Raw genomic sequence first — 18,045 nt, forward strand, 5'->3', positions numbered from 1 at the left:
ACTTACGAATTTTATCTTCGTTGATTGGAGTCTTTTTATGTCTACTAACGCAATATTCGACAAGTACAGCTGTTTTCGCGTTTCCATTGAAAATCATATTGCCCATATACAGCTTTGTCGCCCTGAAGCCTTAAATAGCATGAACATTGCGTTTTGGTCAGAGCTTCCTGAGCTTGTGCATCTAATCGATAATCAAGCTCATGGCCAGAGTGATTGTAATCTCGTCAACGGGAAAGCATTTTAGTGCAGGTATGGATTTGTCCGTATTTCAGAATATGGGGGCAAGCTTTAAAGCCGAGCCCGGGCGAAGGGAGAGAAAGCGCGCAGGCATATTCTGCAACTGCAAGAGACCTTTAGTGCACTCGAAAAAGCACGAATGCCGGTATTAGTTGCCACTCAAGGCGGTGTTATTGGCGGTGCGGTTGATATGGTAAGTGCCTGTGATATGCGTTATTGCAGCAAAGATGCTTTTTTCTGTATCAAAGAAACTGAAATTGGGATGACTGCGGATGTTGGTACTCTGCAAAGACTTCCGCATTTGATTCCTCAAGGCCTAGTTAGAGAGCTTGCGTATACGGGGCGAAATATGATGAGTGAAGAAGCAAAGTCCTGCGGCTTGGTGAATGAGGTATTTGAAGACCAAGAGACGATGCTAGCAGCGGTTTTTAAAATAGCCCAACGAATTGCTCAGCACTCACCCTTAGTGGTTGCAGGTTGCAAAGAAATGATTACCTACGCGCGCGACCACAATGTTAACGATAGTCTCAACTACATGGCGACTTGGCAAAGCGGCATGCTGCAAATGCCTGATGTAAGCGAAGCGATGTCGGCCGCAAAAGAGAAGCGAGCCCCTGTTTATGAAGATTTACTGCCACAAGACGACAAGCTACTTTGAAAGATTGTACTCAATGCGGTAAATGTTGCATAAAATATGGCAAGGGTGCACTTTTTGCGAGCCAACAAGAAATAGACCAATGGGAGTTGTTTGACCCTGACATATTTGCTTATGTTGCTAACAACGAAATATGGGTTGACCCAGAGACAGGCATAAAACTTGAGCGTTGTCCCTTTTTGGAAGCGATACCCGCTACCGTAGCGACTAACGCTATAAAATATAGTTGTGGTATTTATCAAAGTCGTCCTGAAGATTGCCGACAATACCCCAGCTTACTTTCAGAAATGGTTGCGGATGAATGCGAAATGATTGAAGTAGGGGACTTAGAAAACCCAAGATTAGCCCAAAAACATCTTTCCCGAATCATCAACGAAAACCGTTGATTGAACATTTAATATAAGCTTAGCCTTAAGGTGACTTAAGACCAAGGGTATTAACTGAAATTACTTTATAATGATGCTGCTTACCCTCGATTGCCGTTGTATCTACAAACTTCATTTCAGGCAAGGGTTGTCGTGGTGAATCGCTGTTATAAAGTGTTTGAAAAAGCGGGCGCCCTAGCATGTCAACTTCATTGTTTTGCACTTTGGTGAGAAATTTTCCGTCTCGTTCAATAATGAAATAAGCTAAGCCACTTTCAAGATCGGCCTCTGCCTGCCAAGTCAACACGCCATCTTTTACGATTAGATTACTTGGCGCTGGCGGTGGGGTATCATCAGCCACGAAGTTGTCTTTCATGTAACTCATCCAGGCCTCAGCGATTTTTTGGTTGGGTAGCCACACCGCTTTTAATTTATCTTCGTTATATTGAGCGGCAGGCACGGCTTGCGTCCCTAATAAGGGAGCTAGCCATGCGTCCTCTTTGGGCATAGCCCGCAGGGGTTCTCCTATATTTTTTGGTAAACGGGCTTCAAGAATGGTATTAAACCAAGGAATGGCAAGATAGCGCTGATTGCCATTTTGGTGTTCGGTGATTAAGTCATAAGAATGGGCAATAAGGCCACCTTTAGCTCTTATTGCATGAAAGACTGATTTGTTGCGCAGCCAAAGCCGAGTAAAGCGACTGCTGGTATCTGTTATACCTTCTTTGGCTCCTTGATTTAACATCATGGGAATTGTTAATGCTTCGGTGCTAAGGGGGAAGGCTCGTTCACTTTTTGGTTCTGAATCCGCTTCAATAACAATGGCACCTGACCTCATCCAAACAGCGGCAACACGTTCAGGATGAATAAAGCTCATTGCACCTACCCAATATGCACCGCCACTATGTCCCCATAAAGCCCAAGGTACTGCAGCTAATTCAGGATGGCCCGACTTCGCACCAAGGTCGCTTAAGGCTTTTAGAAACACAGCGTTCGACCCATTGCGTGGTTCGGCCCAGTTTTCACACTTTTCTCCTGAGGCCTGCTCATAGGCAGCGCTAATAAGCGCTGCATCATGTCTCTTGGCCAATGCCTGCCAATGCAAATCAAATGCACCTGTTAGTCCAGTATAGGCAGCCCCGCGGCCACAACCATGCTGGTGCACTATTACAGCACGTAAATGCGTAACGCTTGGTGGGATCCAAACCGTATAGTTTGCCGCAAAAATAAGTTCGCCCGGCTGTTCAGAACCCGGATAACGGACGTGGTAGTAGGGCGCTTTGTCAGAAACAGCTGTAAATGGAAATGGGAATGCTTGCGCGAACAGCTTAGTGTTAAAGAAGCCCAGCAAGACCAATAAAACTAAAAATTTAACACTCATGTTTGGCTGGCAATAAATATTGGATTTGAGTAAAACCATAAATCATCCCAAGGGTTTTTCACCGCTAACATCTTTGAGAGGTTCTAATTCATTGGTGTTGGTTCCTCTAACTCGAATATAGCTTGAAGTGCCTATAGCATCACCGCCAATGATGGCCTTAGGTGGCTTTTCGCTTCTATCCCAGCCAACACTGTACTGGCTATGAATATGGTGATCGCCCGCCAACCACGTTTTTTCTTCAGCAGGCGTCGATTCAGTGTGGCCTAGCGCCATAGTTGATGCGCTGAGGGCAAAAAATACACATGCTAGTTTTGTCAATTTCATTATAAGTCTTCTACAACGATAATGTGCAAAATCTCGGGTCCATGAGCGCCTTGTACTAGCACACCTTCAATATCTGTGGTGCCACTGACCCCTGATATTAAACACATATTTCGAGGCGTTTCTCCCTTTTTGGCTATTTCGTTGGCAATCAGCGCATAGTCATCCATATAATGAAGTACTTTTGACTTTGGGATAACCGCCATTAAATAAAGTGGTAGGAAATTTAACAATATCGGCATCTGGGGACTAGAGTGAACCACGAAGGAACCTGTTTCAGCTACGCCGTATTGTGCCCAGCATAAACCAACTGAGTTGTCTTCGCGGACGTCGATGTTAGTTTCAATACCCTCCCAATCAAGATTTTGTAGTTTCTCTGTGTCTTGGACTTTTAATGCCTTCGGCAACTTGTGTGTTTGCAAAAATTGGCTAACGACTGCGGGTAGCGCGTTAAGCGAGGGGATTTTTTGACAAGTAGTGCCAATGACTAAACCCTTGTCAATTCTGCTGATGAGCGCTTCGGTGGCATCTTCAGCGAGTAAGTCTGGTCGTGCAAATTGACTTTCGCTGAGTAAGGCTAAGGCCTCAGCTTCGATACTTTTTACATCTGCATTGACTACCGGTTTAGCCGCTTTTATTGCTTGAAATATCCTAGCTCGGCTTAAGTCACTTGTTTGCTTATTCATATGCTAGGCGCCTCTTTTCTTGTCTTTTTGTTGTTTTTTATATTGCTGCATGAAGGTTGTTGTTTCAGGTTCAATAAGGTCTCGGTTACGTGTCCAACCAGAGGTCATAGGCATAAATGAAATCCAGCCTTTGCGACTAAATACTTTCATAAAGAGCACTGAACAAGAACTAAAAAATTGAAACAATGCCGGTCTTTTTGCGACCTGAGAATACACATTTACAAAAAATCGATTGGTAAGCGGTTCGTAATTTTTTTCCCAAGATTGCGCGCGCAAAGAGCGTAATAGTTTTGGCAGTGGGATATTAACCGGACAGACTTCTTCGCAGCGGCCATTCATGGTGCATGCATGGGTTTGCTTGTTAGCCACCTCTAGACTGTTTAGATGCGGTGTAAGGACCGAGCCCATAGGACCTGGATAAACAGAGCCATAGGCGTGGCCGCCTATATGCTTATAAACCACACAATGATTCATACAAGCGCCACAACGAATACATCTGAGCATCTCCTCCATATCATCAGCAAGCATTTTAGTACGACCATTGTCGACTAACACGATGTGACATTCTTGCGGGCCATCCGCATCATTTTCACGTTTTGGTCCATTGTGAAAGGTGATGTATTGGGTTATTTCAGCGCCGGTTGCAGAGCGTGTAAGAAGCCTTAATAATGGCACCGCATGGGCCATAGATGGAACTAGCTTTTCAATTCCTGCGGTCACTATATGTACTTTAGGGGGTTGTAGTTAATTCAGCATTGCCTTCATTGGTTACGGTGCAGGTAGAACCGCTATCGGCAAGCAAAAAGTTGGAACCGCTAATACCAATATCTGAAGTCAGGAATTTAGTTCGTAAGTCACGCCGTGCACTGCCCACTAAATCTACAATTTCTTCTGAATAAGTAGGGTCTTTATGAAACTCCCTGAAAAGTTTGATAACGTCTTCTCTACTGCGATGCATTGCTGGCCAAACAATATGCGAGGGCGGGTCGCCTGCTAGTTGAATAATATGCTCAGCTAAGTCGGTTTCAATTCGCTCAATGTCAGAGTTGTCAAAGGCATGAGTAAGTCCTATTTCTTCACCTAACATCGACTTGCTACGCGTGACTTTTTTTGCCTCATGGGAACGGCAAATATCCATCACTATTTTAGAAGCTTCTTCTGCCGTACTTGCCCAGTGCACTATATTTCCTTGAGCTAGCGCATTTTTTTCAAACTCAGCCAAGTAATGATCCATATACTTGATCGTATGGTCTTTAATTTTCTGCCCTTGAGACCGGGCTTTATCGAAACCGGGAAAATCAATAAGCGCTTGCGCTCGTTTACTTTCAGCTTTGTCAGTGGTTCGCCTTATAATCGACTTTAAGTCTTTTTGAGCCAAGGCTTTGCTAACATTTTGTTTAAAATTTTCTGGCTTATGGTCTTGTTTACTTATTTGCATTTTTGGCTCCAATTATCTGCTCAGCCATGCCTGCAAGCACTTCTGCGGTATGTAAGGCGGTTATTTCCTTATGGCCTTCACGATTTAACTTGCCCGCCATATTCATTAAACAGCCCATATCGCCTCCTAACAAATAGTCAGCATTGGTCGCTAATATGTTTTCTGTCTTTTCTTGCACAATAGCATCTGAAATATCTGAATACTTAACGCAAAAAGTACCTCCAAAACCGCAACATTCTGAATGTCCATTAAGTGGCTTATGCTCTAAACCTTGTACTTTTTCTAACATCTTTCTAGGTTGCTCATACACACCTAGTGAACGATATCCTGAGCAGCTGTCATGATAAGTAAAAGTGCCATCTAGGGCGATATCGGTGGGTTCAAACTGACAAACATCAACTAAAAAGGATAACAGTTCGTGGGTGATACTAGCTAAATGTTGTGCGCGTGCTAGCCACTTGGGTTGGTCTTTCAGTACTTCTACAAAATTCTTTTTGATCATTGCAGCACAAGAGCCTGACGGCACAACAAGGTAGTCAAAATTTTCAAATTGCTCAATTGTTTTGTAGGCGATTTGCCGTGTGCCTTCGTCATCGCCGGAATTAAACGCTGGCTGACCACAACAAGACTGTAGCGATGGGACTTCAACTGTGCATCCGGCTTGTTCAAGCAAACTAAGAGAGGCAAAACCGATAGAAGGGCGCATGGTATTAACCAAACAAGTGACAAACAACCCAACACGCTTACTTGCGATATTTACGCATTCAATGCTGTCAGACTGTGGTTTATCAGCATTAATAATTTTAGGAGACATTTGAAAATCCTTTATAGGGTAAAAGATAACTGTGTATTCTAAATATAAAATGACACTTAGACTATCAATATACTATGCCTTTTTATTATTTCCACTACTCATTTAGTCTATGCTGTTAATCACTTGCTCCGCAAATTTTTGTTTTGTACACATAAAAGGGCGCTAAAACAAAGAAAATTAAAATTCGTACTCGATAGATAAGCGAAAAGTATGGTCTTTGCCTTTGTTTGACACTTCGGTAATAAAGCCAGCTTCCCACTTGATTTGTTCTTGCCCAACAAAGCGATGAACGCCCATCATGGCAGGTCCAATACCAAAAAAGTCTTCACCTGCATAAATCTCAATGGCGGGTTGAACTTGAGGCATAAAACGATACCGATACTTGGCGCGAAATTCTGTTTCAAATTCGCTAGTGAGATTCGCACCTTTTTCAAAAATTAAAAAGACATTTACTGTTAAACTCGTTTTTTCAAATTCTTTTTCAGAAATAATACCAACGCTCGCTTCGTAACTGTTGAGCAAGGTATTGCGCTCTACTTCAAATACAGCGCCCCAATCCGCCCAATATTGACCTTGTTGGGTAATCATCCAGCGCGCTTCAATTTCATAGGCACTGATGTCAAAGTCTTGTTCGCTATCACGCTCGGCAACAATATAGCCTTCTATAGCCAAGTCTTCGGCAATTGAGTAGCCCACACCGATTCGCTGAGCTAAGCGGTTAAACTCATCTGTTTGGCTCGACATTAAGCGCCACTCTACCTCGCGTTCATTGGCAACAACATAAGGATGATAGACTTTATCCACCACAATACCATCGGCAAAGCTAGGTAGGCTCATAAACACAACAACAAGTAAGAGTAAGAATTTGAAAGGCATTGTTTTGGTCATAATGACTCTCCAAATGCGCTTTGTTTAGCGCCAGCGGGTGGTTTTAATGGGTGCTTATAAAGGGATGCGCTTAACATCAAGACAAAACTGCCTATCAAAAAGATTCCATATAAGAGGCTCGGTGTAGCGTCATAGCCGGTCAGTGCTTTAAAAATAAAGCCATATTCAGATTCTTCGTTAAGCCAGTGAGAAAAGTTGCTCAGACTTTGGCTTCCAAAATGTATTAAGTCGATTTGGTGAGTGATATCAGCGACAAAACTGAACTGATTGGCAACAAACAAACTCCAAAGAACAAGCACCAAGGCCCAAAACGAAGACTGCCATAATTCATGAAGAATAAAACTGAAAAGAAAATAGAAGCTGACGCAAATACCTATACCGATTGCGCACCCTATGACCAATTCAACGAGTATGTCTGTATTGGCAAAGTAAATCGTAAAATAAAGTAAAAAAGAATTAATATGGATAACGAGCAATAAAAGGGTAGCGAGTCGAAGTAGTAGCGTTTTAAAGGAGATATCGGCAGCAAGCTGCGCAAACAAAAAGCAGATAAATGCGAGGGACGCAAAAATCATTTTCAACCATTCTATGCCAGTTCCTTCTGCTAGGTCACTTATATACTCGTATTGAAACAATACAACGATACTGAATAAGAAGGCGCTAGCGAATAAAACTGTGACTTGTAGCGGTCGTTCAATGAGGCGTTCATGCACGCATGACAAATACGCAAACATAATGAACATGGGTAATAAATCACGTAAAAATAGGACAACGGTATTAGTTAACATCTTTCTGTTCTCCTGTTGTTGCGACTATGATTCCTTTTGCAATATTAGGGTGGAACTCGCCAAAATAATGGTACTCGCCGGGCGCCAGTGGCCCTACGTATATGGTGGCGGTTTTGTTAGGGAAGAGAACTTTTTCGCGGTTTAAGTCAAAACTGTCAAACTCTTCAGGTTCGTCATCTAAGTTAATAATGCGTATCTTTATTTTTTTGTTTGCGGGTATATATAATATTTGTGGTGAAAATGTATTATTTTTGAGTTCAATCAGGTACTTTTTCTCTTGCGCAGAAAGGATGAAATGTGTACTCAAGACACTTAGAGCGACCATAAAACAAAATAGACTACGCATTAGTGCCACCATTTATAGGAATGCGCACCCTAACCATTAAGCCACCTAAATCTGATTTACCAAACAATAACGAGCCCTTATGCAAATTAATGATGTGTTTGGATATGGCTAAGCCTAAGCCAGAGCCCTTAATAGAGGTTTGATTGCTGGCGCGGAAAAAACGCTGCGTTAGTTTTTGCATATCTTGTTCACTCAATCCCTTACCTGAGTCCTCAACCAAGACCTCCATGTTGTTGTTCGTAACGCCTAGCGTTATAGAAATATGACACGCTTCACCGCCATATTTGTTTGCATTGCGTATAAGGTTTTCGAATAACACGTAGAGTGCAAACTCTGATGCAAATATATTGCAAGGACTCGCGACAAGGTCGATACTTTGCTGTGCATTTTCAATGCTTAAATAATTATTGGAGATGACTTCTTGTAGCACTTTTTCAACATCTACATCGCTTTTCTTAGTTTCAATGTTTTGTGAAGTAAACCGAAACAAGCCTATAATTTGCTCAATAACTTGGGCCATTCGCTCTACGTTTTGATTTAAGTCTGTGAAATCCTTAGTTTCTAAAGTGTTTTGTTTAAATGACTCCATCAAATTATTTGCAGCAATCGCTAATACGCTAATAGGGGTGCGCAACTCATGCGCGGCATTTGCAGACAATTGTTTTTCGAGCTCAAAGGATGATGACAAGCGGCTAAAAAGTTCATTTAGGCGATTGACCACCGGAACAAGTTCTTTGCTAGGTGTTTCTATATGCACACCAGATAAATCTTCACTGTGTTTGTTGCTTAATTCTTTAGACAAAAAACGTAAGGGTCGTAAGCTATTTCGAATAATATAGAAAATAATAAGCCCGATGATGGGGATTGACAATACAATAGGAACGAGCGTCGCTAATAATATTTCCTCAGTCACATTGCGACGATATTTGTCAGATTGGGCGACGGTTACATAGGTATCGCCATTACCTAAGGTGAATGTTCTCCAGCGTTGGCCGCTAAAGGCTTCTTCTGAAAACCCCTCTGTTTTAGAAATAACAACGCTTGGGCTGTTAGCTGAACGGGCAATAAGCTTTTGATCGCTCGAGTATATTTGAAAGGCTTTGTCGTCACTTAATACACTAACAGGCCTTTCTGCTAGTAATTGATTTGGCCTACTTTGGGCTTGGAGATGATTATTTAGGATAAAGCTTGCCAAGGTTTGCAGTTCTTTATCTAGAATATTGTTGAGTTGCTGTTGGCTGTTTCTGTAGCCGTGCATCGCTGCAATAAACGTAGCAATGGTGACCAATGAAATTATAAGCTTTATTAATTGGGATTGAATTGACAATTATTTTGCCCGCACAACGTAGCCTACGCCACGAATGGTTTTGATAAAGTCCGGTGGTAGCTTTTTACGCAAGTTACTAATATGTACTTCGATAGTGTTGCTGCTAATCTCATCTCCCCATTCATAGAGCTTGGTTTCAAACGAATATTTGGACTGTATACGGTCGATGTTTTCCATAAGAATACGCATGATCATAAACTCACGTCGTGACAAGCTGACGTTTTCATCTTTTATGCTAAATGAATTAGAGGCAACATCGATTGAAACATCTTTTACCTTTATCAACGAACTTGCATTATTGCCTTGCTTGCGCTCAATTACGCGTATGCGAGCGAGTAACTCTTCAATGGAAAAGGGTTTAGCCAAATAATCATCGGCACCTAGGTCTAAGCCCTTCACCTTATGTTCGACGCCGTCACGAGCAGTTAATATCAATACGCTAACCAAAGACTTACCTTGCTTTATTTGTTTCAACACATCAAGACCGTCTATGTCTGGAAGCCCTAAGTCTAATATGACTAGGTCAGCTATGTTTGCGTCTACGCTAAGCAAGGCATGTTTTCCATTATCAACATGATCCACCGCATACCCTTGATGATGCAACGATGCTTTTAACTCTCGTGCTAAAGGCAGGTCATCTTCCACTAACAAGATTCGCATTAACTATTTTTATCCATTCGTTTTATAAATTTATCCCATAATGCTTTCAAATTCGTTTCGTCTTATCGGGTTAACGAAATTTACAAGCAAGCTAGACCTGTATAATGTTTCACAAGAGTCGTATAGCTTGAACCTTACATCGTATATCTACCTAAGTCTAAAGCCTTTTTTGATAGTTTACGCAAATAAGCTTAAGAGAAGCTTAAGATATCCTTTCTTTGTCGCATAAATTTAGTAAATAATGTTTTTTTTAAAGGCTTGACCTTAGAGTAGACTCTAAGGTATATGCTATAGTTGAGTTGTTAATTTATAGGGGAAGGAAAGATGAAAATTAGCCAACTGGCAAAATTGTCGGGTCTTTCAACCCATACCTTGCGCTATTATGAAAAATTGGGAATTGTTAGTTCTAGTAGAAGTCGTGCTAATAATTACCGCGAATATTCAAAGGATGACCTTGCCACTGCTTTATTCATTAAGAGGTGCAAGCAAAGCGGGTTTAGTTTGCGCGACACGGCTAAATTAATTGAAATCAAAAAAGCAAAGGATGCTCATACTTGTGCAGAAGCAAAAGCCATTGCGCAGCAAAAAGTAGTCGATATCGCGCTGCAAATTGAACAGCTTGTTGAATTAAAAGAAACCTTGTCGCAGTTGGTCGATAATTGCTGTGGTGGAAATGAAAGTGCAAAGTTTTGTTCTATTATCTCAAAATTAGAAAACCACAGTTTGGCAGTGCACGATGCCAACAGTAAAACCGAAACACATAGTACTAAGTCAAATAACGAGGACAATAATGCTCTTGATAACTAATTTTATCGCTTTGTTTGTTGAGTCTGCGCCATATTTATTGCTGGGTATGCTAATAGCAGGGGTCATTCATCAGCTTTTGCCTAACAAATGGATTGAATCAACTTTGGGTTCAAAAAATGCAGTGGTAACAGCCGCGTTTGTAGGCGCGCCTTTGCCTTTGTGTTCTTGTTCGGTGATTCCGGTCGCTATGGGGATAAGGCGCAGCGGCGCAAGCAAAGCAAGTACCGCTAGTTTTTTAGTGTCAACGCCAGAAACCGGTATCGATTCTATTGGTATCACCTATGCGTTAATGGGGCTGCCAATGACAATAGCCAGACCAATTGCCGCTATTTTTTCAGCGATTGTAACGGGCTTTAGCATCGCAGTTTTTGGCACAACTGAGCAATCCAAAAATGACAAAAGCGTGCAGCCAACAAGTAGCTGCTGTCATTCTGCTAAAGCAATTGAGCCTGTAGTGGCTGAAAAAAATCATGTTGTGCTAGCGAACAAAAGAAAACTAAAAATATATGGGATAGCACAAAAGCAATTTTTGCTTATGGTTTTGGACAGCTACTGGTCGATTTTATGAAATGGCTATTAATCGGCTTATTTTTTGCAGCATTAGTATTGACCTACGTCCCTGAAAACTGGATGGCAAGTTATGGTTCAGGTCCATTGGCCATGTTACTCATGGTGCTTGTTTCAATCCCAATGTATATCTGTGCGACGGCATCAACACCTGTTGCTGTTGGTCTTATTATGGCGGGGATTTCACCTGGTGCAGCGTTGGTGTTTATGTTAACTGGTCCAGCGACAAACATTGCAACTTTAATGGTCATTAAGCAAGAGTTGGGTAGCCGTGAACTTGTTATCTACCTCATTTCTTTAATTGGAGCTGCTTTGCTTTCAGGTTGGGTGGTTGATGCAATTTTTAACTATTATGAGATTACAATGATCCTTAGTCATGGTGAACATTCTGACATGAGCAGCGCAATTCATCAATTTTCGGCGATTGTATTGGCCATACTTGTGACATGGCAAATAGTTAAAAAAGTGAAAACTAGGTTCTCAAACACAGACATTAAGAGTCGCGTTAATATATAACAAATTAAAGAATATAGGCGTAGATGGCAACGAAATGACAGGCTGCGCCTAATACCACACAAAAATGCCAAAGCGCATGGGAATAGTGTCGTGTTTTCAGTAGATAAAGCGGTATTCCTGCGCTATAGCACAAACCACCTATAAGCAACAAAGCAAATCCAGCCGCAGTTAACGATAAATATATAGGGTAAATTAACAATAAGGCTAACCAACCCATTAGTGCGTAGGTTGATATCGACAATTTAGGGTATTTATGACCAAAGTAGAGTTTGAAGAATATACCTAGCGCGGCGATTACCCATACCACGATTAATCCAATGTGGGCTAGTTGACTGCCCACACCTAAAACTAAAAAGGGTGTATATGAGCCCGCAATCAACAGATAAATAGCGATATGGTCAAGCTTTCTAAGGAGCACCTTTGTTTTGCTATTTGTGCTATAGTGATAAAGAGTAGAGCTTAAAAACATTAGCGCTAAGCTAATGCCGTATATCCAACCTACTAGATATTCTAGCGACGTATCCGCCTTCATCAACAAAGCGACAATGCCAACAAGCGCTAGTAAAAATCCGATACCATGTGTTAATGCATTTAGTCTTTCTTCACCACTTGAATATAAGTTGGCATCTAGCTCTTCGAGCGATTTTTTAGGGAGCATAAACTTTATAAATAATATTCAAAACGATAATAGAGCGCTAGTGTACACGTTTCAGCGTACACGTGTACACTTAAATTTATCGGTGATTTATTTATACTCATCTACAAAAAAGGCCGCTTAATTAGCGGCCTTTCAAAATGCATCGTGCAAAGTTTACTATTTTACTTCAACGCCTGCTGCCTGCTGGTCGGCATGATAGCTAGAACGCACCATAGGCCCACATGCGGCGTGACTAAAACCAATCTCTTTAGCATAGTCGCCTAAGGCGTCAAATTCTTCTGGTGGCACGTAACGCTTAACTGGAAAGTGATGTTTACTTGGTTGCAAATACTGACCTAAGGTAAGCATGTTAACGTCATGCGCACGTAAGTCATCGAGTACTTTTTGCATTTCGTCATTTTCTTCACCCATGCCCATCATTAAGCCTGATTTTGTAGGTACATGAGGATGTTGAGCTTTAAACTTTTTCAATAAGTCCAGAGACCACTGATAATTAGCGCCTGGTCTACATTCACGATACAAGCGCGGGATGGTTTCTAAATTGTGATTAAAGACATCAGGAACACCTGACTTAAATATTTCCAAAGCGCGGTCCATTCTTCCTCTGAAGTCGGGTACTAGCACCTCAATAGTTGTGCTGGGGCTATGCTCGCGTATGGCATTAATACAATCGACAAAATGCTGGGCACCGCCGTCGCGTAAATCATCACGGTCAACAGAGGTAATAACAACATATGAAAGTTTCATTTCTGCGATGGTTGTTGCCAGTTTTAAGGGTTCTTCAGCACTTGGTGGTAGAGGCTTTCCGTGGGCAACATCACAAAACGGACAGCGTCTTGTGCAAATATCGCCCAAGATCATAAAGGTCGCTGTTCCGTGATTAAAACACTCAGCAAGGTTGGGACAACTTGCTTCTTCACAAACAGAATGCAGTTTGTTTTTGCGTAAGGTCTTTTTGATATTATCAATACGATCAGTTCTAGCGGGTAATTTGACCTTTATCCAAGCCGGTTTACGAAGCATTTCAGCTTTTTCGGTCGGCATTATGGTAATAGGGATATGTTTTAACTTATCTTCGTCTCGAAGTTTAACGCCAGCTTGGGCGCGTGAATTACTCATCAAAACCTTCTTTATATAATAGGGGGCTTATATCTAATAACTTACAAAAATGTTTTACAACAAGCGCTTTGGCACTGCTGATATTAGCAGTTGCACCAAGACCAGCGCTATCAACCATTTCCAAACCAGCATATCCACAAGGGTTAATGCGTTGAAAAGGGGCTAAATCCATATTGACGTTAAACGCCAGTCCATGAAACGAACATCCTTTGCGAATTCGCAGTCCTACCGAGCATACTTTTTTCATCTACATATACACCCGGCGCATCTTTTTTTGCGTAAGCATGAACACCACTTTCCGCTAATGTTAACACGATACATTCTTCAAGGGCAGTCACTAGATGCCTAACACCTAACTTGCGACGCCTAATGTCCAGTAATATGTACATCATAAGTTGCCCAGGACCGTGATAGGTGACTTGACCACCTCTGTCTACGGGAATGACGGGAATGTCGCCTGGCATAAGAATATGTTCAGCCTTACCAGCTTGACCCTGAGTAAATACGGGTAAATGCTCTGCTAACCATATTTCGTCATGATCTTTGTTGTTGCGGGTATCAGTGTAAGCCTGCATCTTTTGCCAAATTGGCAAATATTCCTGCACACCTAAATCTCGAATAATAACCGGCAGCTCATTCACTTGGGTATTGGCACTCTCGCAAGTTGCATCTTCTAATTTTCGGGCAATTACATCATTCACGTTATTAGAGTACAACTCTGACAAGGTCTATTTTTGACAATTCGATATAAATAGATTCCATATGCTCTTTGCTCGTTACTTTTACGGATAACGATAAAGAATGAAAATTTCCTTTGCTGCTAGGCTTAACTTTAGGCGCGTAATCTCCGGGTGCCAATTCTTGAAGGCGAGAGACTACCTTAACTGGCAAATGCTCATGGGCCACACCCATCACCTTAAAGGTTTGCATGCACGGAAAATCGAGTAATTCGTCAAAATTCGTTTCCATTTTCTATTCCAGCCCTAACTGTAAGTTAATCCAATCCATTGCTTTGCTAAACATCCCGCCTTCTTGGACTTCTTCTAAGGTCACTAATGGATAGGTCGCTAAGGTTTCATCATCTAGGCTGATGGTAAGGACGCCAACCTCAGTGCCTTTATCAATTGGCGCTGATAATTGCTGCGTTAGTTCATAGCTGGCAACAAGTTGTTTGGCTTGGCCTCTTGGGATAGTCATGGCGGTTGAGCTATTAATGCCCAAGTTTACAGTTTCTTTATCACCCATGTAAATGCGGTTTGTTGCAAATACATGATTGGATTGGAAGGGTATAACTGATTCGTAAAAGCGAAAGCCATAGCGAAGTAATTTTTTATTTTCAGCTTTTCGTGCACGTTCACTATCTGTTCCCATAACAACAGATACTAAGCGCATATCGCCTTGGGTCGCTGACGTAATTAAACTGTAGCCGGCATCAGAGGTGTGCCCCGTTTTTATCCCATCCACATTCAAGCTTTTATCCCATAACAAACTATTGCGATTAAATTGTTTAATACCGTTGTAAGTAAATTCTTTTTCGCTATAAAGTTTGTACATGTCAGGTGTTTCTGCAATGAGGGCTGACGACAAGGTAGCCATATCTCTAGGTGATGTATAGTGGTCGGGATCGTGCAGTCCGTGAGCATTAACAAAGTTAGTGGCGGACATACCTAAACTTTGGGCATAGGCGTTCATCATGCTTGCAAAAGCAGATTCGCTACCTGCTATATGTTCCGCAATCGCGACACAGGCGTCATTACCCGATTGCACAACAATGCCTCTTAGCAAGTCACTTACCGCGACTTGTGTGCCAACTTCTATAAACATTTTTGAAGAGTCAGGGAACTTCTTTGCCCACGCTTTTTCTGAAATCGTGACCATGTCATTGATGCTAATGTTTCCTGCTTGTAACTCTTTGCCGACGACGTAAATGGTCATAATTTTCGTTAAACTAGCAGGCGCTAATCGTTGGTCGATATTTTTTTCTGCAATAATATGGCCGGTGTCATGATCAACTAACAGGAAACCTGCCGCATCTATTGAAGGAGGCGGTGGAATAACGATAGCGGCTTGAGCTACAAACCCGCTAAAAAAAACAAAGAAACTGAGTAAAACTTTAAAACGCATTATTAATCCTGATAGTAATCGCAACTTAATTTATGGTGCTGAAGAGTCAATACTTGGTATTAGCACTTACTCTGTCGGTATCGAAAAACTAGCCTGCTTGTATCGCTAGTTTTGTATGTAAGCTAACTGTACATATTTTACCTGCTTTACAAGTAATGTCGACATGCAAGTCGCTAACGGTAAAAGAAATAAGGGCTTATGGTGAGACTTCAACCGTAAAGGCTTGTTCAAAACCGATTTTCTTTAATTCTTTGATTATATTTTCGGCTTTTTGTTCATTTGCAAGTGGACCTAATTGTAATTTGTAAATATTGGCGATTTTGGGGATTAAATTAGGGACTTGTAAAAGGTTTGATAAGCCTGTTGCCAAATCCTTTGCTTTGTCACCATTTTCCATTGCCATCACTTGTACAAAAAAGCCAGGTGGAGATGCCATATCCGCAAAATCAGTCAGCGTATTTTGCGCGATGAGTGTTTCTTGTCTGTTAGGTATTGGATCTCGCTTGGCAATCAACTCGCCATCTTCATAGACATATAACTGCTTGTTATTGCCAATTGTTATGTCACCGTTTTCAGTAACATGCAGTATTTCGAGTTTAACGTCAGCCACACCCTCTTTATGGTAGCCTAACATTTTAGCTGCGCCATAAGACAAATCAATAACGCGTTTACCGTGAAAGGGTCCTCGGTCGTTAACTCTAACAATCGTCGATTTACCGTTTTTTAAGTTAGAAACGCGCACAAAAGAGGGCAAAGGCAGTGTTTTGTGTGCCGCGGTAAGGGCAAACATGTCAAATGTTTCCCCATTTGCGGTCTTGTGGCCGTGGAACTTCTCGCCATACCAAGACGCTTTACCTTCTTCTTCAAATCCTTCACCACTTTGCAAAGGGTAGTATTGTTTACCAAGAACAACATACGGACGTGCTGTCCATTTGTTATAGGGTTCAGGACTAGGGACGACCTGATTGTAGGTAATATCGCCGTAGTCAAAGCTAGGGGCGGTATCTTGGGCAATCTTATAGCGGCCCGTGGAGGTACTACTACAACCTCCAAGTAGCAGCAAACACAGGGCTGCAATGCCCGCTATGCCTCTAAATTGAAGTGCAGATATCATGGTTTTATTTTTAGCGCATCTCATTGTGGAGAGTATCCTTCACACATGGAAATTATTATTTCAATCTTTAGTCACATTTTTTATTACATGAGCTTACTTATACGCATGCAGTATGTGTTATCTGGATAATAACCGCTTTTGCGTACTAATTGCCATTAAAATTCCAAAACCGGCCATTAATGTCACCATTGAGGTGCCGCCGTAGCTAATTAATGGTAATGGAACTCCAACTACGGGTAGTAGTCCTGACACCATTCCCATGTTGACAAACACATATACGAAGAAGGTTAGTGTGATACTTCCGGCTAGCAATTTACTAAAAGTATCTTGCGCTCTGTTGGCAATATATAAACCACGTAAAATAATGCAAAGATACATGACTAAAAGGCCAACAATGCCCACTAAACCAAATTCTTCACTGTACACCGAGAAGATAAAGTCGGTATGCCTTTCTGGCAGAAACTCTAATTGCGACTGGGTGCCTTGCAACCATCCTTTTCCTTCAACGCCACCAGAGCCAATAGCAATTTTCGATTGAATAATATGATAACCCGAACCTAGGGGATCACTTTCAGGGTCGAGAAAAGTTATAACCCGTTGCTTTTGATAGTCTTTCATTAAGAAGAACCACATAATTGGTGCGAAGCAACCTGCTAGTAAACCGATAAATGATATTAGTCGCCATGTCATACCCGCTAAAAACAAAACAAAGATGCCGCTAGAAGAGACCAATAATGAGGTACCTAAATCAGGTTGTTTAGCGATAAGCAGTGTGGGTACTAATACTAGTAAAAAACCAACAAATATCTCATGAAGTCGCGCTGGAATACTGTGACGGCTGATATACCAAGCAACCATCATGGGCATAGCAAGCTTCATTATTTCAGAGGGTTGGAAACGGAATACCCCTAAGTCTAACCAGCGCTGGGCACCTTTACCCATCACGCCGAATAACAGCACGCCAAGCAACATTAAAATACCCGCTATGTAAAAATAGATCGAAACACGTTGGTATACTAGTAGTGGTATTTGCGCCAGCAGCGTCATGATAACCAAAGCGAGGCCCAAACGAACCAATTGACGGTATACCAAATCCCAGTCTTGTCCACCTGAAGAATAGATAGTCAGCAAACCAACGAGCATTAAGCAGACCAAAGATAGCAGTAGAAACCCGTCAATATGAAGGCGAGCCAGAAAACTTTGTTTATTGGTTGTGAAGTTCGTATTCTTCATG

At 41.7% G+C, this 18,045-nt stretch carries 21 protein-coding genes and 2 pseudogenes; 5 read left to right on the plus strand and 18 right to left on the minus strand.

Annotation, left to right across the window (positions count from 1 at the left end; translation table 11 throughout):
* Positions 1-37: 37 nt before the first annotated feature.
* Both AC0L6H_RS14015 and AC0L6H_RS14020 read left to right on the plus strand, forming a co-directional pair.
* Positions 38-895 (plus strand): annotated as a pseudogene (locus tag AC0L6H_RS14015) (crotonase/enoyl-CoA hydratase family protein).
* Complete coding sequence (locus tag AC0L6H_RS14020) at positions 892-1,278, plus strand: YkgJ family cysteine cluster protein (protein WP_473389691.1); 387 nt, start codon at positions 892-894, stop codon at positions 1,276-1,278. Before AC0L6H_RS14015 ends, AC0L6H_RS14020 begins: the two are co-directional and overlap by 4 nt.
* Before the next feature lie 25 nt (positions 1,279-1,303).
* Here the strand turns inward: AC0L6H_RS14020 and AC0L6H_RS14025 are convergent, their stop codons facing one another.
* The 11 genes from AC0L6H_RS14025 to AC0L6H_RS14075 all read right to left on the minus strand — a co-directional run bounded on the left by AC0L6H_RS14025 (position 1,304) and on the right by AC0L6H_RS14075 (position 9,906).
* Positions 1,304-2,677, minus strand: a complete 1,374-nt coding sequence (locus AC0L6H_RS14025) for a hypothetical protein (protein ID WP_473389692.1) — start codon at positions 2,675-2,677, stop codon at positions 1,304-1,306.
* 3 nt (positions 2,678-2,680) lie between these two features.
* Positions 2,681-2,962: a hypothetical protein gene (locus AC0L6H_RS14030; RefSeq protein WP_473389693.1), complete on the minus strand. Its 282-nt coding sequence runs from the start codon at positions 2,960-2,962 to the stop codon at positions 2,681-2,683.
* The gene (locus AC0L6H_RS14035; protein ID WP_473389695.1) at positions 2,962-3,645 is read right to left on the minus strand and encodes a LutC/YkgG family protein; all 684 of its coding nucleotides are present in this window, start codon (positions 3,643-3,645) and stop codon (positions 2,962-2,964) included. The genes AC0L6H_RS14030 and AC0L6H_RS14035 overlap by 1 nt, the downstream gene beginning before the upstream one ends.
* 3 nt (positions 3,646-3,648) lie before the next feature.
* The gene (locus tag AC0L6H_RS14040) at positions 3,649-4,365 is read right to left on the minus strand and encodes a 4Fe-4S dicluster domain-containing protein (protein ID WP_473389696.1); all 717 of its coding nucleotides are present in this window, start codon (positions 4,363-4,365) and stop codon (positions 3,649-3,651) included.
* 10 nt (positions 4,366-4,375) lie between these two features.
* Positions 4,376-5,083, minus strand: coding sequence for an LUD domain-containing protein (locus tag AC0L6H_RS14045; RefSeq protein WP_473389697.1), 708 nt, complete (start codon positions 5,081-5,083; stop codon positions 4,376-4,378).
* Entirely contained in the window at positions 5,070-5,897 is an 828-nt protein-coding gene (locus tag AC0L6H_RS14050) for a (Fe-S)-binding protein (RefSeq protein WP_473389698.1), read from the minus strand. The genes AC0L6H_RS14045 and AC0L6H_RS14050 overlap by 14 nt, the downstream gene beginning before the upstream one ends.
* Before the next feature lie 177 nt (positions 5,898-6,074).
* Positions 6,075-6,785 (minus strand): hypothetical protein, encoded by a 711-nt coding sequence (locus AC0L6H_RS14055; RefSeq protein WP_473389699.1) that lies wholly within the window; start codon positions 6,783-6,785, stop codon positions 6,075-6,077.
* Entirely contained in the window at positions 6,782-7,573 is a 792-nt protein-coding gene (locus AC0L6H_RS14060; RefSeq protein WP_473389701.1) for a hypothetical protein, read from the minus strand. Before AC0L6H_RS14060 ends, AC0L6H_RS14055 begins: the two co-directional genes overlap by 4 nt.
* A complete protein-coding gene (locus AC0L6H_RS14065) occupies positions 7,563-7,919 on the minus strand; it encodes a cupredoxin domain-containing protein (protein ID WP_473389702.1) in 357 nt (118 codons plus the stop codon). The genes AC0L6H_RS14060 and AC0L6H_RS14065 overlap by 11 nt, the downstream gene beginning before the upstream one ends.
* A complete protein-coding gene (locus AC0L6H_RS14070; protein WP_473389703.1) occupies positions 7,912-9,246 on the minus strand; it encodes a sensor histidine kinase in 1,335 nt (444 codons plus the stop codon). Before AC0L6H_RS14070 ends, AC0L6H_RS14065 begins: the two co-directional genes overlap by 8 nt.
* Positions 9,247-9,906, minus strand: a complete 660-nt coding sequence (locus tag AC0L6H_RS14075; RefSeq protein WP_473389705.1) for a response regulator — start codon at positions 9,904-9,906, stop codon at positions 9,247-9,249.
* 324 nt (positions 9,907-10,230) lie between these two features.
* Here AC0L6H_RS14075 and AC0L6H_RS14080 point away from each other — a divergent pair, with 324 nt between their 5' ends.
* The 3 genes from AC0L6H_RS14080 to AC0L6H_RS14090 are packed head-to-tail and all read left to right on the plus strand — an operon-like array spanning position 10,231 to position 11,796.
* Positions 10,231-10,713, plus strand: coding sequence for a MerR family transcriptional regulator (locus AC0L6H_RS14080; RefSeq protein ID WP_473389706.1), 483 nt, complete (start codon positions 10,231-10,233; stop codon positions 10,711-10,713).
* A complete protein-coding gene (locus AC0L6H_RS14085) occupies positions 10,697-11,281 on the plus strand; it encodes a permease (protein ID WP_473389707.1) in 585 nt (194 codons plus the stop codon). The genes AC0L6H_RS14080 and AC0L6H_RS14085 overlap by 17 nt, the downstream gene beginning before the upstream one ends.
* Complete coding sequence (locus tag AC0L6H_RS14090; protein ID WP_473389709.1) at positions 11,278-11,796, plus strand: permease; 519 nt, start codon at positions 11,278-11,280, stop codon at positions 11,794-11,796. The genes AC0L6H_RS14085 and AC0L6H_RS14090 overlap by 4 nt, the downstream gene beginning before the upstream one ends.
* 4 nt (positions 11,797-11,800) lie before the next feature.
* Here the strand turns inward: AC0L6H_RS14090 and trhA are convergent, their stop codons facing one another.
* From trhA to rodA, 7 genes and pseudogenes are all read right to left on the minus strand, one after another.
* Positions 11,801-12,454, minus strand: a complete 654-nt coding sequence (trhA, locus tag AC0L6H_RS14095) for a PAQR family membrane homeostasis protein TrhA (protein ID WP_473389710.1) — start codon at positions 12,452-12,454, stop codon at positions 11,801-11,803.
* Positions 12,455-12,610: 156 nt separating this feature from the next.
* On the minus strand, positions 12,611-13,573 hold the full coding sequence (gene lipA / locus AC0L6H_RS14100) for a lipoyl synthase (RefSeq protein WP_473389711.1): 963 nt from the start codon (positions 13,571-13,573) through the stop codon (positions 12,611-12,613).
* Positions 13,566-14,148: pseudogene (gene lipB, locus AC0L6H_RS14105) on the minus strand (lipoyl(octanoyl) transferase LipB). The gene lipA and the pseudogene lipB overlap by 8 nt, the downstream one beginning before the upstream one ends.
* A gap of 130 nt (positions 14,149-14,278) precedes the next feature.
* Entirely contained in the window at positions 14,279-14,542 is a 264-nt protein-coding gene (gene ybeD / locus AC0L6H_RS14110; protein WP_473389713.1) for a DUF493 family protein YbeD, read from the minus strand.
* Between the two features lie 3 nt (positions 14,543-14,545).
* Positions 14,546-15,697, minus strand: a complete 1,152-nt coding sequence (locus tag AC0L6H_RS14115) for a serine hydrolase (RefSeq protein WP_473389714.1) — start codon at positions 15,695-15,697, stop codon at positions 14,546-14,548.
* A 196-nt stretch (positions 15,698-15,893) separates the two neighbouring features.
* Positions 15,894-16,835 carry a septal ring lytic transglycosylase RlpA family protein gene (locus AC0L6H_RS14120; protein ID WP_473389715.1) on the minus strand — a complete coding sequence of 314 codons (942 nt, stop codon included), beginning with the start codon at positions 16,833-16,835 and terminating at the stop codon, positions 15,894-15,896.
* Between the two features lie 93 nt (positions 16,836-16,928).
* On the minus strand, positions 16,929-18,044 hold the full coding sequence (gene rodA / locus AC0L6H_RS14125; RefSeq protein WP_473389717.1) for a rod shape-determining protein RodA: 1,116 nt from the start codon (positions 18,042-18,044) through the stop codon (positions 16,929-16,931).
* Position 18,045: the final 1 nt, after the last annotated feature.

Source organism: Glaciecola sp. G7-5, from assembly GCF_055808975.1.